General features: G+C 61.9%; 16 protein-coding genes and 1 pseudogene. 8 read left to right on the top strand and 9 right to left on the bottom strand.

Translation table 11 applies throughout. The annotated features are described in order from the left end of the window. Positions 1-45 precede the first annotated feature (45 nt). The 4 genes from repB to ON753_RS03525 form a co-directional block, all read right to left on the bottom strand. The gene (repB, locus tag ON753_RS03510) at positions 46-1,053 is read right to left on the bottom strand and encodes a plasmid partitioning protein RepB (protein WP_265961174.1); all 1,008 of its coding nucleotides are present in this window, start codon (positions 1,051-1,053) and stop codon (positions 46-48) included. After that, complete coding sequence (repA, locus tag ON753_RS03515) at positions 1,053-2,294, bottom strand: plasmid partitioning protein RepA (protein WP_265961175.1); 1,242 nt, start codon at positions 2,292-2,294, stop codon at positions 1,053-1,055. The genes repB and repA overlap by 1 nt, the downstream gene beginning before the upstream one ends. A gap of 553 nt (positions 2,295-2,847) precedes the next feature. Further along, complete coding sequence (locus ON753_RS03520; protein WP_265961176.1) at positions 2,848-4,026, bottom strand: PAS domain-containing protein; 1,179 nt, start codon at positions 4,024-4,026, stop codon at positions 2,848-2,850. Positions 4,027-4,164: 138 nt separating this feature from the next. Then, entirely contained in the window at positions 4,165-5,007 is an 843-nt protein-coding gene (locus tag ON753_RS03525; protein ID WP_265961177.1) for a LysR substrate-binding domain-containing protein, read from the bottom strand. Positions 5,008-5,111: 104 nt separating this feature from the next. On the opposite strand from ON753_RS03525, the gene ON753_RS03530 reads away from it, so the two are divergent. Further along, positions 5,112-6,008, top strand: a complete 897-nt coding sequence (locus ON753_RS03530; protein ID WP_265961178.1) for a DMT family transporter — start codon at positions 5,112-5,114, stop codon at positions 6,006-6,008. A gap of 244 nt (positions 6,009-6,252) precedes the next feature. Here ON753_RS03530 and ON753_RS03535 read toward each other — a convergent pair whose 3' ends face one another. After that, positions 6,253-6,678 carry a hypothetical protein gene (locus ON753_RS03535; RefSeq protein ID WP_265961179.1) on the bottom strand — a complete coding sequence of 142 codons (426 nt, stop codon included), beginning with the start codon at positions 6,676-6,678 and terminating at the stop codon, positions 6,253-6,255. 13 nt (positions 6,679-6,691) lie between these two features. Here ON753_RS03535 and ON753_RS03540 point away from each other — a divergent pair, with 13 nt between their 5' ends. Next, positions 6,692-7,171, top strand: a complete 480-nt coding sequence (locus tag ON753_RS03540) for a hypothetical protein (protein WP_265961180.1) — start codon at positions 6,692-6,694, stop codon at positions 7,169-7,171. A gap of 272 nt (positions 7,172-7,443) precedes the next feature. Then, on the top strand, positions 7,444-8,100 hold the full coding sequence (locus ON753_RS03545) for a hypothetical protein (protein ID WP_265961181.1): 657 nt from the start codon (positions 7,444-7,446) through the stop codon (positions 8,098-8,100). A 90-nt stretch (positions 8,101-8,190) separates the two neighbouring features. On the opposite strand, the gene ON753_RS03550 is transcribed toward ON753_RS03545, so the two are convergent. From ON753_RS03550 to ON753_RS03560, 3 genes are all read right to left on the bottom strand, one after another. Beyond that, positions 8,191-8,853, bottom strand: a complete 663-nt coding sequence (locus ON753_RS03550) for a response regulator (protein WP_377046870.1) — start codon at positions 8,851-8,853, stop codon at positions 8,191-8,193. Further along, entirely contained in the window at positions 8,853-10,196 is a 1,344-nt protein-coding gene (locus ON753_RS03555; protein ID WP_265961345.1) for a sensor histidine kinase, read from the bottom strand. The genes ON753_RS03550 and ON753_RS03555 overlap by 1 nt, the downstream gene beginning before the upstream one ends. A 280-nt stretch (positions 10,197-10,476) precedes the next feature. Further along, positions 10,477-10,785, bottom strand: coding sequence for a hypothetical protein (locus ON753_RS03560; protein ID WP_265961183.1), 309 nt, complete (start codon positions 10,783-10,785; stop codon positions 10,477-10,479). A gap of 205 nt (positions 10,786-10,990) precedes the next feature. Here ON753_RS03560 and ON753_RS03565 point away from each other — a divergent pair, with 205 nt between their 5' ends. The 4 genes from ON753_RS03565 to ON753_RS03580 all read left to right on the top strand — a co-directional run bounded on the left by ON753_RS03565 (position 10,991) and on the right by ON753_RS03580 (position 14,739). After that, complete coding sequence (locus ON753_RS03565) at positions 10,991-11,455, top strand: host attachment protein (protein ID WP_265961184.1); 465 nt, start codon at positions 10,991-10,993, stop codon at positions 11,453-11,455. Positions 11,456-11,508: 53 nt separating this feature from the next. Continuing rightward, positions 11,509-13,347, top strand: coding sequence for a PHA/PHB synthase family protein (locus ON753_RS03570; protein WP_265961185.1), 1,839 nt, complete (start codon positions 11,509-11,511; stop codon positions 13,345-13,347). A gap of 111 nt (positions 13,348-13,458) precedes the next feature. Further along, positions 13,459-14,133, top strand: a complete 675-nt coding sequence (locus ON753_RS03575) for a phosphoribosyltransferase (protein ID WP_265961186.1) — start codon at positions 13,459-13,461, stop codon at positions 14,131-14,133. A 54-nt stretch (positions 14,134-14,187) separates the two neighbouring features. Then, complete coding sequence (locus ON753_RS03580) at positions 14,188-14,739, top strand: HPF/RaiA family ribosome-associated protein (protein WP_265961187.1); 552 nt, start codon at positions 14,188-14,190, stop codon at positions 14,737-14,739. A 26-nt stretch (positions 14,740-14,765) separates the two neighbouring features. Here the strand turns inward: ON753_RS03580 and ON753_RS03585 are convergent, their stop codons facing one another. Continuing rightward, positions 14,766-15,812 (bottom strand): LacI family DNA-binding transcriptional regulator, encoded by a 1,047-nt coding sequence (locus ON753_RS03585; RefSeq protein ID WP_265961188.1) that lies wholly within the window; start codon positions 15,810-15,812, stop codon positions 14,766-14,768. Positions 15,813-16,055: 243 nt separating this feature from the next. Here ON753_RS03585 and ON753_RS03590 point away from each other — a divergent pair. Next, positions 16,056-17,850, top strand: a pseudogene (locus ON753_RS03590) (heparinase II/III domain-containing protein). Positions 17,851-17,883 lie beyond the last annotated feature (33 nt).

The raw sequence follows: 17,883 nt of genomic DNA on the forward strand, positions 1-17,883 counted from the left end.
TGCCGCCGGTTTCCCGCAGGGCTGATGCCCCTGCCTGGCAGCGGCCTAACCCTGTTGATCGCCGCCTGCGGACGTGTTCCGTTGCCGCTGGAAGTCGTCGTGCAGATCAGCCAGGTTTTCCGCCAGCCAGCTTGCGAACTCCGTCTCGGCCGTTGGAATGGAAATGGTCGTTGCCGATGCGGTCGTCTTCATCTTGGCAACGGTGCTTCCGTTCAGGGCGATCTCGGCGGTTCTTGTTTTCGCCGCCGGCTTTCTGTCCGTGCCGCGCGCGGCCCTGGTGGCCATCGCCATCCGCTCCTGCGCGGAAGCGGCTCTGAACACCGGCGTTTCCATGGCATCGCGAATGCGGTGTTCCGCGTTCGGATCGTCGAACAGCCTTGCAAAATCCATCCAAGCCGGCCGGCCGACATTCCTGGCCCGGCCGATCGCGCGAATGATGTCCGGCGGAATGCTGTCGGCGACCTTCAGCATGTTGGAAATCACCGTCGGCACTTGTCCAAGAACCGGCTGCATTTCCCGCTGCTTGAGGCCCGCCTGGCGAAGCTGGACCGCCCAGAGCGCCATTTCGGCGAAGGTCAGGTTCTCGCGCACACCGTTCTCGAGCGACTGCTCCTTGATCAGTTCGGTGTCGCTCAGCTTGCGCACATAGGCTTTCACCTTGACCGTTTCCGGTTTCGAGGAAGCCGACATCAGGGCCTGAATGGCAAACAGCCGCCGATGCCCATAGGCCAGCTGATAGCGGCCGGTTTCGCTCGGATGCGGGCGTACCAGCACCGGGATCTTCTGGCCCTCATCCTGGATCGACAGCTTCAGCTCTTCCAGAGCCTCGGCAGCCTCCTCATCCGTTTCAAAGCGATCGGCATAGGGGCTGGGATCGATCTTCGATGGATCGAGCGAAACGATGCTGTCTTCGCGCATATGCGACAGGGCCCGGCCCATGGAATTGACCACCGGAGCCGTCACCTTCTGTTCTGGAGCCGGCTTCTGCGCGCTCTTGTTTTCCGCAGCCGCCGCCGTGGCATCGGACATCATTTTTACGATCGATTTTTTCATCATCGTGTCTCCCTGCCCCAGACGTTCTTGATCAGGTCGAGAATCTCGGCATTGACGCGGTCGGCGCTTTCCAGCGCGCGCTTCAGCGTCTCCCGGCCGATCTCCCCGGGTTCGATTTCATAAAGGGTCTTCTTGGCGACGCCGGCAGAGGCGATCGCCGTCGATTCAATCGCTTCGGCAACCAGCACATCGGTTCCGAAGAGATCGCGCATGGTGCCGGACATGATCTTTTGCGGACCGTCATTGGGGTTCACACGGGTCAGCAGAAACTTGGTGAAGTCATGCTCGAACACCGCTCCGCCTTCTGAAAGCGTATGGGTGACGTCGGAAATCATCTTCAGGAACTGGGAGCAGGACGAGACGTCGAGCATGGCCGGATGCACGGTGATGATCAGCCCCGTCGCGGCATAAAGCGCAGCCATCGTCGTGTAGCCCAGTGACGGCGGCGTATCGAGAACCACCACGTCGTAATTGTCTGCAACGGACTGGATCACCGCGTCGAGCCGCTGGAAGAACAGCCCCAGCTCGTCGCTGTAGCGCTCGGCAAGCGCCGTCGGCGTGTCATACTCGAAATCCATCAGCCGCAGGTTTCCGCAAGCCAGATGGATGCCGGGGAAATAGGTTTCCCGGATGACTTCGGAGAAGGGAATGCGGAAATTGTCGTAGCGCAGCGCGTCATAGGTCGTGTCGGTGCGCTCGTCGTCCCCCTCGCCCGAGCGAAGATCCCGGTCCGGCTGAATGCCGAAAGTGGTGGTCATGGAGGCCTGCGGGTCCAGATCGACGCACAGCACCCGGTAGCCCTGCAGGGCGAGATAATGCGCCAGGTGCACCGAGGTCGTGGTCTTCGAACTGCCGCCCTTGAAGTTCGCCGCCGCAATCACCTGCAGCTTTTCACCGGGCCGCCGATGCGGCGTCAGCCGGAGCGCATCGTCGGGACGCATCTCGGCAAGAAAGGACCGCAATTCCCAAACCTGGTCGACCGTATAGATCCGGCGATTGTTTTCCGCCCGGTGCGGCTGGGGGCCCTTGCCTTCGAGCGTCAGGGTACGCAGAGTGCTTTCGGGAACGCCGAGCAGGCGCACCAGGTCCGTTGTCGAGAACGTTCGGCCGAACATCTTGCGCGCTTCCGGGGGATAGGCCATTTCACGCATCGTCTGCAAACGGTCCGACAGCCTTTGCGTAAAGGTTTCAATCTTTGCCGTTGTATCGCGTTCGCCGACAATAATTTCGTTTACGGCCATTGATGCCCTCTGACGGTTTCGCACCCGAGTAACCCGGACACTCCGTCATAGATGCCGAAATCCGATCGGGCACGCAAGGAATTTTAAGTTAACCAGTACTTAACAAGCCTCTGTGAACGCAGGAAAAAGCTGGCAAAACCGCGGGGCGAAGCGAACCGGGAAGGTTAATCGTCGAAACGGCAATATCACTGCAAAGAATTGCGAATGCGCCAATTACCGTAGGGATTTCAAGTAATTAGGCCTTTCCCATTACGCACCCGGTTCCGTTTGACGCCTATCCGGGTCTTCTCTCCAAACAGGCGCAAACCCCGTTTCAGGACTTCCGCCGAAAGCACGGTCCGGTGTCGAAAAGTGGCCCTGCGTGTATGGTTTCCGCACGGTTTCGGGAGGTCAAAGGCCGACTCGCGGACGGGACCGATTCCCTCGAATCGAGATCAGGCAGGTGATCGGCAAGCAGGATGTCACGTTAAGTGGTCAGCGTCGGCCAGCGGACCTCCGGTACACGAAGTCTGGATGGGGGACACGGCCGGCGATCGCGGGAGCCTGAAGCATTCTACCTGAAGCTCATTTCAAGCAGGCGGGAAAAGAAATTCTGCGCCTTCTCGTTGGCGGGCGTGTCCTTGCCCGCCCGGGCGGGAAGGAATTCCAGGATGACCTGCCGCGAGGCCGCCTCGCCGATGAAACAGGACCGGATCCTGTAATGGCGCTTGAGGCCGACATAGCTTTCGATCTGCCAGACCCGGCCGGCATCCCAGCCGACATTGTCGAGCACGAGCGACAGGTCACGGACGTCGGCAGCGCTCATCAGTTTGTCCGTCAGGCGCTCGGTGCCGATCTGCGTTGCGGACAGCCCGAGTTCACCTCTCCCGACCTTGTTGGCGTATTTGATCCGGCGCGAATTCAGATCGGCCACAAGGATCGGCGTTGGAACCGCATCCAGAACCTCCGCGGCGTCGATCTCCAGTGAATCGCTGCTCAGTTCTCCGACGAATATGACCCCTCCAAAGGGAAGGTCGATGGCGAACGGGTTGATCTGAAAGACGATTTCGGCGGTCGTTCCGTCTTTTCGCACGTGTTTCAACGACCCGGCCGCGACGGCATGTCCAGCCAGCAGGTTCCCAATGGCGGCGACCAGCTTTTTGCCGAGATGGTTGGGAATGGTGCGCACGTCCCTGCCGACGATCTGCTTGCTGTCGGAAATGGAGAACAGTTTCAGAAACTGGCGGTTGGCCGAGCGGACCACGCCGTTGCGGTCGGCCACGAGAACCGCACTGGACGTGACGGCAAACGCATTGGACAGGGTCTGCAGTATGTTGGGCAGCTCGTTACTGGCCGACGCTTCGGGCTGACACTCCTTCATCAGGCCGATCACCAGCGGCGAGGTCTTCCCGATGATCCGCGCGGCGGCCAGATCGTAGGATCGCTGGCCAAGTTCGGTCGTCATGGTCACGCGTGCCGGGGTCGAAAATCCGTGTTCGACAGCGTCGGATATGACCTGCAGGAACCGTCTGCGATCCGCCGGGGCGTAATGATCCAACGCCCGTTTTATTGCCAGCTTCGCCACGCGGTAGCCGCGGAAACTGTCCGCATCGAGCTGCTGCCAGCAAATCTCTTCCGCAATCGGGTCGTAAGCCCAGTACGAGACCCCGACCGACGCAAGAATAGCGCTTGTCTCAGGGTTGGGAACCAACTGACGCATAGACCGAAGAAGAAGATTGATACTGCTGGACACCCCGAATTTCCCGACGATCCCGAGACATGGAACATCGGATCAAACAACCTAAACCTGAATCTTGCGTGAACTCGCCTGCGGGAATTTATGCATTGCGCACCATTTGTGACAGTTTGGGAGGATCCGAAGGCTGCCGTCCTATGCGGACCTGTCCAGAATTGCCTCCGCCAGTGCGTTGGAAGCAATGCTGGCCGACCCAGGGCGGCGTATCAGGATGACATCGAGCGGCTCGACGGCCGGCAGGCCGTCCTCCTCTGTCAGACAGGCAACGCTTGACGGAGCCGAGATTTGGGTGACGGCGGCAACCGCCAGCCCGGCCTCCACGATGGTCAGTAAAGCCGAATAGCTGAAACTCGCATAGGCGGAACGGTATCTGACGTTGCCGCGGCCGAGCGCCGCCAGAACCACGGCCCGGGCCTGGCTGCCGGGTTCGAACAGCGCCACCGGCAAGGGCGTACGCTCCAGTGCCACGCGGTCCCGCGAAGCGATCCAGACCATCGGCTCGCGCCGGATCAACTCACCCTCCATGCCGGCGGAGCGCGTGACGATCGCGAGATCGATTTCGCCTTTCTCGACCCGAGGTACCAGCGCCGTTGACTGGGCGCACACCAACTCGATTTCCACACGCGGAAACAATGCGCCGAAATGGCGAAGCACCGGCGGCAGCACGAAGGAGATATAGTCATCGGGAGCACCGATCGTGACCGAACCGGCCATGTCCGGCCGGCGGAACGCTTCAACTGCTTCGTCATGCAGCCGCAGGATCCGCCGCGCGTAACCCTCAAGCTCCTCTCCCGTCCGCGTCAGCGCCAGATTGCGCGTGTCGCGCACGAACAGCCGCGCCCCGATCTGCTCTTCAAGGCGGGCGATCTGCATGGAGACGGCCGCTGGCGACCGATGCACGAGGGAGGCCGCACGCGTGAAGCTCATCGCGTCAATGCAGGCGACAAAGGTTTTGAGCAAAACGTGATCGAGTTCCATGATCTTTCAATATATCTGAATAGTCTCTTCAGATTATATCGTTTGATAAGATAATGACAATCCGCACATCCTGCTTCCGGCAATCTCGGACAGGACGACGTGGCATGAAAACGCGAACGCAGGGCATTCTGGGCGTAGCCGCCGCGCAGACCCTTCTCGGATCAATCGGACTGTGCGTGCTGGAAAGCGGAGCGGACTCGGTCTCCGCGGCCTTCTATCGCTGCGCCATCGGCGGCCTCATGCTGGCTTTCTACTGCCTCTGGCGGAGGGACCTTGCCGGCTTGCTGCGGCTGCCTGCGCGCACGCTGACCTACGCCGTGGCCAGCGGGTTCCTGATGATCGCCAACTGGGTGCTGTTTTTCGAAGGCATCCACCGCACCGGCATCGCAGTTGCCACCATCCTCTTTCACGTACAGCCGTTTTTTGTCGTGGTTCTCGGAGCCGTGGTCTTCCGTGAGCGCCTGCACGCGGCCACTTTCGTCTGGATCGCCCTGGCACTTGCGGGTCTTGTGCTCGCCACGGGTCTCACCGGCGCCGACCTGACCGCCGACGGCTTCTATCTTACAGGCATCCTGTTTACGCTCGCCGCCGCATTTCTCTACGCACTGGTCACGATCATCGCCAAGGGCCTGAGCGGCATCAACGCGCCCCAACTCACCCTCGTTCAGTGCCTCTGCGGCACGCTGCTCCTGGCCGGTGTTACACCACTCGCGCCGCAGGATCTCACATCAAGCCAGTGGGGCTGGCTCGCCCTCATCGGAATGGTTCACACCGGCGGCGTCTATATGCTGCTTTACGGTGCCTTGCCGAAGCTCACCACGCCGCTGATTGCAGTGCTTCTGTTTCTCTATCCGGCCAGCGCGGTGATCGTGGATGCCGTTGCCTATGGTCACATCCTTGGCCCCAGGCAGTTCGCGGGCCTCGCCTTCATCATCGTTGCGAGCCTGGGTGTGACGCTGAAATGGGGCATGCGTCCGGCGCTCGCAGCTCCTGCCCCCTGAAACCGGCCTGATCTGACCGTCGACCGCTCTGCGGCCAAACGCTGCCGCCCCGCCTCATCCGCCTGAAAACGGGGCCTTGGTCGAGGTCCGCCGACAACTTCGGTCCGGCCCTATAGGGCCCAAGGTCCGATCTGGCGGCCGTAGAAGTCCTATTCCCGAAATAACGTCAGGAACAGATCGTTCTAGTGGCAGCATCAACGGCGATCGCACAGCCCCATCAACCGGCAGCGACGACCGTTGGCGCTCAACTGAAGGAGAAACCGATGAAACGCATACTCGCACTGACGACCGCAGCCATGATGGCAACTTCGATGTTCGCATATCCGGCCCTGGCTGACGACGGTACGACTGAAGCTTCGAGCAGCAGTTCCTCCACCTCTGATGCAACCAGCAGCGTATCTGCAGATAGCGGATCGGTCGACGCATCCAGTGACAGCTCCACCACATCCGATTCTTCGACCAGCGTATCCACCGACGGCGGTTCCGTCGATGCATCCGCCGACGGCTCGGCCACGTCTGACGCCTCGAGCAGTGTCTCTGGCGACAGCGATGCGGGTTCGTTCGACGCGTCCGCCGACAGTTCGTCAACGTCCGACGCTTCCAGCGACGTTTCCGTCGACGATGGCAACGTCTCGGCAACCACCGACTCATCGACCACTTCCAGCGCCAACTCCGACGTCAACGTGGACGGCCTGGACGGTGAATTCGACGCATCCGCCGAGGCCGAAGCCGACGCTGCTGCGAACGCCGATGTAAGCGTCGAAGCTGAAGAAGACACCGCAGCCACGGAGGAAGAAGTCGAAGAAGAAGTTGCGGCACTCGAAGAAGACGTGACTTCTCAGGAGGTCGTCATCGACTCGATACAGGACAGCAACGTCTTCATCACCCAGATCGGTGACATCGGAGAAGGTGCAACGGTCAATGTCGTGAATATCGGCACGGTCATCAACAACGAAACCAACATTGAGAACACCATCAATGTCAACGCTGACCAGATCGCCAATCTCCAGAACGCCATTGCGAACAATGCGGAGCTTAGTGCAACGCTGGAGGCCAACAATGTGGACCTCTCCTCGGTCGTCGGCGCAAGGGCTGAGGGAGACCAGATGTTCCTTTACCTCAACGAATGTGACGATGCGAACCCGATGGCACGGTGCAGCTAACGCCACCATCTGAAGCAAGGCCTCACGAGGCCGCAATCAGAGGCCAGCCGGCGTTCCTGTGGGATGCCGGTTGGTCTTAAAGTCGTTCAGATTCCATGCTTTCCTGCAGGTTCGCTTGAATGCGGGTGGGTGCAGGATCGCAACAGCGAGAGGCTATATCTTGGTTCACTGATCCGAACCACTTCCGGGCCGAGGGCCAGGGCATGTCGCCGGCAGGTCTTCGAATTGCCTCAAATGGAGTGAGGGTCAGGTGACTGAAGGAGAATGGATCCATGTTCTCAGCTCGAAAATTCATTTCCATGCTTCTCGGGATGTCCCTTGCAGTCGCGCTCGCCGTGGCCCCTTGCCGTTTCACAATCACCGGCTCGTCGATAACCCTGCAGCCGCAAGCGGCCGCTGCCGAGGAAGTCTCGGAAGGCGGCGAGACGGACAGCGATTCCGACAACGCGGGAGCGACTGCTCCGGCGGATACCGATCTGGGAGATACCGGTCTGGGCGGAACTGACCAGGGCGGCGAAACGTCCGGCAGCGAAGATTCGGCGGGCTCCGATGATACGAGCGCGGAGAGCACCGGTGTCGATGCGGCGACGGATCCCACCGCCGCCCCCTTGGAAGACGGTTCCAGCGACGTTACCAACCCTGGCGAAACGGATGCGGACAACGCGGCCCCTACCGCCGTTCCGGACATGACCGACGAGGCTGCCCCGGGGGAAGCCAACCTCGCCGTTGAGCCGGAAACCCCGGAAGAGACCGCCCCTGAAGCACTGGCCGTCGAGGAAGATGTCGAAGTGCAGTATTCAAACGGCATGCGGGAGGAAATCCGCGGGCAGCTCTACCAGATGACCGATGCCTACGGCCGGGTCATCGTGAGCCGTCCGGTCACGGAATCCGACCGCAAGCGGCTGCATGGTCTGATAAGTCAGCAGTGACGCCGCGTGTCGGGTCAATCGCAGCGGAGGTCGTCGGGCGGTGATCTGGACCCGTCCCGCCCCATCGGCGGACCGCTGCTTCGGCCCCTGTCACGCCGCAGGATAGCCGCCGTCTTCCATGGCGTCGCGCAGCACCATGGCTGCCTGGGTGCGGTTGGAGACCTCGAGCTTTGCCAGAATGCGCGTCATGTGGTGTTTTACCGTCTTTTCCTGAAGATCGAGCCGCAACGCGACATGCTTGTTGCTCAAGCCGCCGGCCACCAGGGTCAGGATCTCCCTTTCCCTTTCGGTGAGCGTCGCCAGCGGATTGGACATGGCGGGCAGGCCCGACCGTCCGGAGAGACTGGAAAGGAGCTGCGCCGACAAGGTGGGCGAAACGTAGTTTTCTCCGGCCGCGACAGAGCGGAGGATCTCGGCCAGCTCCCGCGATCCGACGCCTTTCAGCACATATCCCTTGGCTCCGGCGTTCAACGCCTGCGTGACATCCTCGGTTCTCTCGGACACCGTAAGCACAAGGATTTTCTGCGTCGGGTGGCGGGCAAGGATCGGCTCGATCGCATTGAGGCCGCCACCGGGCATCGAAATGTCTAGCAGGACGATATCGGGCTGCTTGGCCTGCGTTATGCGCAAGGCGTCCTCCTTGGCCGCCCCCACGCCAACGATCTCAAAGCCGCCGCTTTCAGACAGGCTGCGCGCCACGCCTTCTCTGAACAGCGGATGGTCATCGATGATCGCAACCCGGATTCCACTCATCACAGCGACTCCATTTCCTCAATTGCGAGAGACATCCGAACGGTCGTGCCCTTGTCCGACGAGGACACTTCAAAGCGCCCGCCAAGGCTTTCCACCCGCTCGTGCAGGCCGGTAAGGCCGAGCCCGTCCGAACGCATATCGGCCGGATCGAATCCGGGACCGCGGTCGGAAACCTCAACGGTGATGCGGCCGCCATCCGCCGTCTGGGTGACGGCCTGGCCGATGCCGCCGGCGTGGCGGTAACTGTTGTTGAGCGTTTCCTGCAGAAACCGGTAGATGCAGATCTTCTCCGAAGGCGTCAGGGCGGGGGATGTCCCGGACATGGAAAGTCTGACCGTCCTGCCGGTGCGCTGCTCGTGGGTACGCACGGCCAGACGCAGGATCTCCTTCAGTTCGGCCGCCTCGACCTGCGGCAGGACGAGGCCCTGGCAGATGGTTCTGATTTCGTGCATCGCGTCCTGAAGAGCGGATTTGATCGCCGATACCTCGCGCTCGCTCGCCTGGCTTGACGCGGAGGCTTCGGAAAGGGCCGCGCTGTCCAGCTTCAGGGCCGCGAGCGCCAGGAGCTGCGCAGGCCCGTCATGCAGATCGGCGCCGATGCGCCTCAAATAGCGCTCGTTGAGTGCCGCTGTCCGCTGGGAGGCGCGCTGCACCCGCACGCGCAATGCCCTGTTCTGGGCCAGCAGGTTCAACAGCTCGGAAACCCGCTCCCTGAGGGCATGGCTCTGACGATCGATAAGGCGGCTGCCCCGGAAGACGATCGCCGAGAGCACGAGAAAGAACCCGGCGATGACGGAAGCGACGGCGAGCCAGCTCCAGGCGCGTGCCTGGCGCAGATCGTACTCGAAATCGCTGGCAATCTCCTGGAACTCGGAGACCGCGACCACCTCGCCGGACCATGGCTGCAGCACCGGATTGTAGATCTCCAGTGTCGGGCTGCTGCCGGCGGCCTGCGCTTCGTTTCCCGTGAGGCCGGCGGGCCGGCGGAAATCCGCGACCAGTCTGCCCCTGAACGCCGCCCGGATTTCATTGCTGAGTTCGTAACGCTGGCCGATGAGGCGCCGGTCGTTTGAATAAAGGACCTTTCCATCGGGGGACCACAGGATGAACGATGCGAGACGGTCCCCGAGGGCTCCCTGCCCGAGCGTTTCATCGAGGGCGCGTCTCACCGGATCGCCGATCACCGCACTTCTTTGCATGTCCGGCAGGAGCGGAGCGATCACGCTATCCACATAGCGTGCCGTCGCGGCGGCGGAATTGCGGATCACGCTGTCCTGGATCAGGCTGGTCACGAAGGCCCCGATGAGGATCATCGCGGCAATTGAAACGACGCCTCCGGCCATCAGGAACTGGACGGCCAGGGATCGTGTGTTCCAGTAGCCGCGCAGCCGGGAAAGGACGGGGGCAACGCCGCGTTTCGCCCTGCGGTGCGGCCGTTGCTCCGCGTCGGGGCGATCCGGGCCGTTGGCCGGATCCCGAGCCGGATTGGCATCGCAGACATGCCCTGAGGGTTTCGCGGTCAGCATGACGGTCCATCGCCTGTTACCGGCGCGAAACTGTGTCGGACGTCAGGATGCGCCGGTCGGTTCTCGTATGGTTCTCGCGTGCTCAGCTGGAAGAGAACTAGTTGGGGTAGACGTAGAAATAGCCGTAGGCGGGGGGCCTGTAGGCGCGATCGCATTCGACCTCTTCCTTGTACTTGCCGTCGTCCCATTCGCGCTCGATCTTGCAGCCGCCGCGCCGGAATTCCTGCTTGTAGCTGCGACGACCGCGTTCGCGATAATAGACCTTCGGCTGGTAAGGGCTGTGCGTGTCGTATCCGCCGCCCCAACCCCCGTGGCCGCTTTCATCCTTCCACGGATCGGCGGCAACGCCCCCCGTTGCCGATACGAGGGCCATGCCGGCAACGGTCATCAAACCAAGTGTCTTCATGGCGCGATCCTTCAATACCAACCGGACCTTACGGGTCCAATTTGACGCCTTTAAGGTGTATGCGCGGCAACTAAAGGGCGAATCTGCGCCCCGCGAGAGCGATGACAGCTCCCGTATTGACTCCGATCAATGGCTTTCCGCGCGGAAAGTCTAGAATTCACCGTGGTGAATGCAAAGTCACCGTTCCAATTCAGGAGAAACGCACATGAAGAGGCCGACCCAATGGTTTCTGATCGCAGACGGGGCACAGGCACGTATCGTCCGTCAGCTGGAGCGTAATCAGGAGACCGGATCGCGACTGGATGACATCGTCTTTGATGCCGAACACAAGCCGCTTCGCAAGATCATGGCTGACAGACCGGGCCGCAGCTTCGCTTCGAGTGACGCACGGCGCTCGGCAATGGAATATCACTCCGACCCCGTTCGCGAGCAAAAGACCCGGTTCGCCGAAATGCTGGCCGAACAACTTGAAAAGCATCGCGCAGCCGCCGACTTCGACAGGCTTGTCATCATTGCAGAACCCCGCATGCTGGGCCTGCTCCGCGACGCGTTGCCGGCGCCACTCAAATCCGTCGTCAACGCGGAGATCGCAAAAGATCTATCAAACCTTCCGGCAGCTGAACTCTACACCGCCATCGCCGGCCTCGACACGGCGCGTCCCCGCCTGTGACCGCGGCGCGGTAGCTGCCTTTCGATCCGGACCCTAGATACCCAGGAGCAGTCATGAAAAGTCTGCAGGAGATCGATGTGAAACCGCGTGTCCACGAGCAGCCGGCACAACTGCCGGGCCCCGCAGGAAAGCCGGTGCACGACATGCCGCCCGAAAACCGATGTGAGCCGGACGACCAGCTCTTCCGGGTCGTGGACCGGCTCCACCATTCGGCAATCGCGTCCGCAACGCTGGGGATCTCGCCGATCAGCCTTCTGCAGGCCTGGCAGGACTGGGCGCTGCATCTGTCGATATCACCCGGCAAACAGCAGCAGATCCTCAGGAAGCTGTTTCGCAAGCAAGTCCGGCTGGCCAAATACACCGCCGACTATGCCTGTCGCGGCCAGGCTGCGGGATGCTGCATCGAGCCGCTTCCCCAAGACCGCCGTTTCAGCGCGAAGGGCTGGGAGAAATTTCCATTCAACTTCTATGCCCAGTCCTTTCTGCTCTCGCAGCAATGGTGGCACAACATCACGACGGATGTGAGCGGCGTTACCGGCCGGCATGAAAGGCTGGTCGAATTCTATGCCCGCCAGTTCCTGGACGTCTGGTCGCCCGGTAATTTTGCCCTCACCAACCCGGAGGTGCTGGAAACAGCCGTCCGGGAAGGCGGCGCCAACTTCGTCCGCGGCTTCAGCTATATGCTCGACGACGCGATGAAGGCAGCGCGCCTGTCGCCGGACGAGCCGCCAGCGTACGCGCCCGGCCGGAACGTCGCGGTCAGCCCGGGCAAGGTGGTCTATCGCAACCAGCTCATGGAACTCATCCAGTATGCCCCCGCGACGGATTCCGTCCATGCCGAACCGCTGCTGCTCGTTCCCGCCTGGATTATGAAATACTACATCCTCGACCTGTCGCCAGAGAATTCCCTTGTCCGCTACCTGGTCGCTCAAGGCTTCACGGTGTTCTGCATTTCCTGGGTGAACCCGGACGAGCGGTATCGGGACATCGGGCTTGAGGACTACGTGAAGCTCGGCGTGATGGCCGCACTCGACGCAGTGGAGGCGATCAGCGGCTCCAAACGCATTCATACCGCGGGCTATTGCCTCGGCGGCACGCTGCTGGCGATGGCCGCGGCCGCCATGGCGCGGGACGGCGACGACCGGATCGCGACGCAGTCCATGCTTGCCGCGATGGTGGATTTCAACGAGCCGGGCGAACTCGGCCTGTTTATCGACGAAAGCCAGCTCGCCTTCCTGGAAGACGTGATGTGGCAGAAGGGCTATCTCGATCAATGGCAGATGGCCGGTGCATTTCAGATGCTCCGCTCGCAGGACCTCATCTGGTCGCGGTTGGTGCGCGACTATCTGCTCGGCCAGCGCAGAGACGACAATGACTTGATGGCCTGGAATACCGACGCCACCCGCATGCCTTACCGCATGCACGCGGACTATCTGCGCCAGCTCTATCTCAACAATGAACTCGCCCGGGGGCAGTTCAGGATCGACGGCCGGGAAGTCCACCTTGAGGACATTCGCGCGCCGGTCTTCGCCGTGGGCACGACCGGCGATCACGTCGCACCGTGGAAATCCGTATTCAAACTCGTGAACCTCTTCGACACGGATGTCGAATTCGTCCTGACCTCCGGTGGCCACAACGCCGGCATCGTGTCGGAGCCGGGCCATCCCCGCCGCACCTACCGCAAGCTTGCCTACAGCTATGGCGATCCGCATCCCAATGCTTCAGACTGGCAGGAACAGGAGCCGGAGTTGAAGGGGTCCTGGTGGCCGGAATGGAGCCGCTGGCTTAAGCAGAATTCGTCCGGGTCCGTTCCGGCGCGGGACATCGGCAGCGCAGAACGCGGCTACCCGCCTTTGTGCGATGCCCCCGGAACCTATGTGAAGGTGAAATAGGGAGAATCGGACTGGCCGCGGCGCCCATTTCACGGAACAAGGCGGCGGTCGGCAGGGTTACCCGGAAGAACCATGCGATGGCTGAAGCCATGCAGCGAGATAGGTGTTCCCATGTTGTTCGACGACCGGATCGATGCCGGCAGACAATTGGCGGCGAAACTCTCCGAATATCAAGGAAAGGATGTTGTTGTCCTCGCGCTTCCGCGCGGCGGCGTACCGGTGGCCGAGCAGGTTGCCGACCGGCTCGGAGCGCCGCTCGATCTGTTGCTCGTGCGCAAGATCGGCGTCCCCTGGCAGCCCGAACTCGCGATGGGCGCGGTGATCGACGGAAGCAAGCCGGTGATCGTCCGCAACGAGGACGTCATCCGGATCGCCAGGGTATCGGAGGACGATTTCGAGGCCACCGCACGCAGCGAACTCAAGGAGATCGAACGGCGCAAACAGCGCTATATCGGTGGCCGCGCCTCCGTCGACGTTGCCGGCCGCACCGCGATTGTCGTCGACGACGGGGTTGCCACCGGAGCGACGGTGCGGGCCGCCATTCGTGGCCTCAGGAAAAGAGAGCCGGCAAAGATCGTGCTCGCGGTGCCCGTCGCCGCCCCCGACGCCGCCGAGGCTCTGGCGCAGGAAGTCGACGACGTCGTCTGCCTCCACGCGCCGGCGGGTTTCCGCGCGATCGGACAGTTTTACCGCCAGTTTGACCAGCTCAGCGACGATGAAGTCATCGGTATCCTTGCCACACACCCGGTCCCGCGCTCCGCGACGGGCGCCGGCTCGGAAGAGTAGCAGAAATCCGCTCTTCCCAACGCAAACCCCAACTCTTCAGGAGCTCGAAACGTCATGCAGATAGAACCGGTCATCGCCTTCAAGGGCCTGGATTCCTCGGACGCCATCAAAGAGGTCATTCTCAAGCGCATCGAGCGGCTGGAACAGTTCCACAACCGGATCACCTCGTGCCGGGTCACGGTCGAGATGCCCAACAAGTTCGGCAAAAATGCCCGGATCTACGAGGTTCATGTCGACATCACCTATCCGGGCGGCGAGATCTATTCCGCCCGCGATCGCAAGAGAAATCACGCCCACGAGGACGTTCATCTGGCGATCAGGGACAGTTTCAATGCCGCCGAGCGGCAATTGGAGGACGCGTCCCGCAAGATGAGCGGCCATATGGTCAAGCCGGAGCCCATGAAGCTGCACGGGACCGTAGACCGGCTTGTGCCCGAAGAAGGCTTCGGTTTCATCAAGACCGCGGACGAGCGTGAATACTTCTTCCGGCGCGAAAGCCTGACCTCTCCCGAACTCTGGGAGGCCCTGGTACCGGGAAGTGAAGTCCGCTTTACCGAGCACGACGGCGAAAAGGGCCCCTTTGCCTCCGCCGTCACAATGGTTTAGCGCCGAAGCGGACGACAAGGAAAACGTCAGGTCGTTCGAACAGGCCCCGTGGAACTTCGAACGACCAGACTGACGGCCGTTTCCGTATAGGTCGCCAGCTTGTCCTGGCCCCTGATCCGCTCGACAAGGCGGTTGATGCTGCGCGCCCCGATATCCTCGGCCTCGACCCGGATCGTCGTCAGCGGCACGGAATTCAGGGCGGCGGTCGGAATATCGTCAAAGCCGACTACGGAGACATCGCCCGGAACGCTCAACCCGGCTTCCGTCAGGGCCGCGATTGCGCCGAACGCGCAGTCGTCGTTGCAGCACAGGATGGCGGTGAAGTCGTCGTGCCCTTTGGTCTCCAGGCGCTCCTTGACAGCCTTGAATGCAAGATTCGACCGCATGGCCTCCAGGTCGATCGTCAGGTCGTCAGCCTCGCCGATACCGGTTTCGCGCATCGCCTTGCGGCTGCCGGCAATCCGGTCGCGGATGGTCGGGCGCCGTGAATGGCTCAGCGTCAGAATGCGCCTGTGACCGAGTTCCACCAGATGATGGGCGCCGAGATACCCTCCCGTGCGGTTGGCCGGGGCTACGGCGTCGAGGCGCATCAGCGGTTCGCGGCCGTTCACGATGACCGCGGGAATGCCGCGCTCGTGAAGACCCTGGATCAGATCCTCGTCCTGCATGGAAAAAAGCAGATAGCCCGACGTCTCGTCGTCCGGTTCCAGCCGGGTCCTGGCTGACGGAGCGACGAGTTTCATGGACAGGGCCAAGCCCAGTTCGCGGGCTCGCTTCTCCATGCCGCGTTGAACCGCAAGCATGAACTCCCCCGTTGTGCTCTCGGCCAGATGCAGGTCCGAGAGCAGAGTGATCTGCGCGATGCCGGGGACGGCACCCAGATAATTCAAGCGTTCGGCCGCCGACTGGATCCGCGACCGCACATCTCCGGAAATCCCCGGCGCCCCGGCCAGGGCACGCGAGGCTGTGCTGATCGAGACGCCAACCGCCTCCGCCACGTCCCGCAAGGTTACCCGCCCGGCGGGCGTTGCCGCATTTACCTTTTTGCCAGAAGGCCCGTCTAATCCGGCCATCAACTCCCCCGCTCGCCACATCCGCAATCCGATTGCGTTCGGTTCTTTTCTCATAGTCCGTTCACAAGACAACTTACAACACAAATTTCGCGCAAACTATGCAAAATTGCATTGCAAGGGAAATTTGTGTTGACTTTGCAAGGTCGCTCTGTCTGATTACCGGAAAGAAAAAGCTGAGATCGATCCGGAGGAGGGGAAGTGACCGGCCTGGAGAAAAAGGACGGCAGCGTGAGTGACGGGGCATTGTTTGCAGCATGTCTTCCGGATCTCGGCGACATCCTGTCTCGCTTCGTGCCGGGGCGGCCGCATTCCGACCGTGCGTGGTGGGATGGCCTTTCGGGAGAGGTCAGGGCACGGCTGATCGCGGGAGGCGAGGCGGTGCTGGCGACCGATTGGCCGGTCCTGACGGCAAAAGCCTACCGGGCTTATACCGAAACCGGAAACCGCGTCCTTTTCGAAACCGACTATTTCGCCCGCCGCCGCCGTCTCAATGCCCTTGCCCTTGCCGAGCTGGCCGAAGGAAAGGGCCGTTTTGTCGATGGTCTGGTCGACGGGCTCTTTCTCGTCCTGGAGGAAAGCGGCTGGCAGCTGCCGGCCCACAATGCCCATGAGCGCGGCGGGACGCGCGCGCCCCTGCCCGACCCGAACCGTCCCGTCATAGACCTCTTTGCCGCCGAAACCGGCGCTCAACTGGCGGTGATTTCCTCGGTCCTGGGCGACACGCTCGAATCCGTTTCGCCGCTGATCGTCGAGCGCATCGACCGCGAGGTCACCCGGCGCATCACCCGCCCCTACCTGGACCGGCATTTCTGGTGGATGGGCAGGGGCGACGAGCCGATGAACAACTGGACCGCCTGGTGCACCCAGAACGTCCTCATCAGCACCTTTGCCCGCCCCACCGATCAGGAAACGCGCCGCGCGGTGATCACCAGGGCGGCGCATAGCCTGGATGCCTTCCTGAAGGATTACGGCGAAGACGGCGCCTGCGAGGAAGGTGCGCTCTACTACCGCCGTGCCGCGCTCTGCCTGTTCGGGGCGCTCAAGGTTCTGGAAGAGGCCGCGCCTGGCGTATTTTCCCCGATCTGGAGCCAGCCGAAAATCCGCAACATGGCGGAATTCATTCTCAACATGCACGTGGACGGCCATTACTACATCAATTTCGCTGACGCGTCGGCGGTGCTCGATCCATGCGGGGCACAGGAGTTCCTGTTCGGCAAGGCGGTCGGGTCCGACGCGCTCTGCGCGCTTGCGGCAAGAGATGTGCTGCACGATCCGGAACCCGAACTGCCGCAGGAAATCAACCTTTTCCAACGGCTGCTGGCGATCTCCACCCAGCCGGAAATCAGGGCGTTCGGCGACCGGCCGGTCTCTGAAGGGCGATATCTACTACCCGAGCTGCGGCCTGTTCATCGCGCGTGACGAACGTTTCGTTGTCGCCGCCAAGGCGGGCGACAACGACGACGGACACAACCACAACGACGTCGGAAGCGTGACCGTCTACAAGTCCGGCCGGCCGGTTCTGATCGATGTCGGGGTCGAGACCTATACCGCCAGGACGTTTTCGCCGGAGCGCTACGGTATCTGGACGATGCAGTCCGCCTATCACAACCTGCCGAGCTTCGGCGGCATCCAGCAGCAGGCAGGCGCCGCCCATGCCGCAAGCGATGTCAGCGTCGACATGGGCGAGAGCGCATCGGTCATCAGCATGGACATTGCCGGCGCCTATCCTGCCGATGCACGGCTTGTCTCCTATCGGCGAACCTTGCGCCTGATCAAGGGGAGCGCGGTCGAGATCGTCGATGAATTCGACGGCGAGCGGCCACCCGTCCTGTCGCTGATGACCCAGGAAACACCGGTCCTGACCGATGCGGGACTGCGGATCGGCGATCTGGCCGATATCGACATCACCGGAATGGACGAACCGGTCATCGAGGAAATTCCCATCGGCGACCCTCGGCTGCGGCTGGCGTGGCCGGAGCAGATCTACCGCGTCCTCATTCCCTTCAACGGCCGCGTCCTGCGGCTTCGGATCACCTGACGGCGACGGGCCTTTGCGGAGTACAACTTTGGT

This window comes from Roseibium salinum (genome assembly GCF_026240905.1).
GTDB lineage: Bacteria > Pseudomonadota > Alphaproteobacteria > Rhizobiales > Stappiaceae > Roseibium > Roseibium salinum.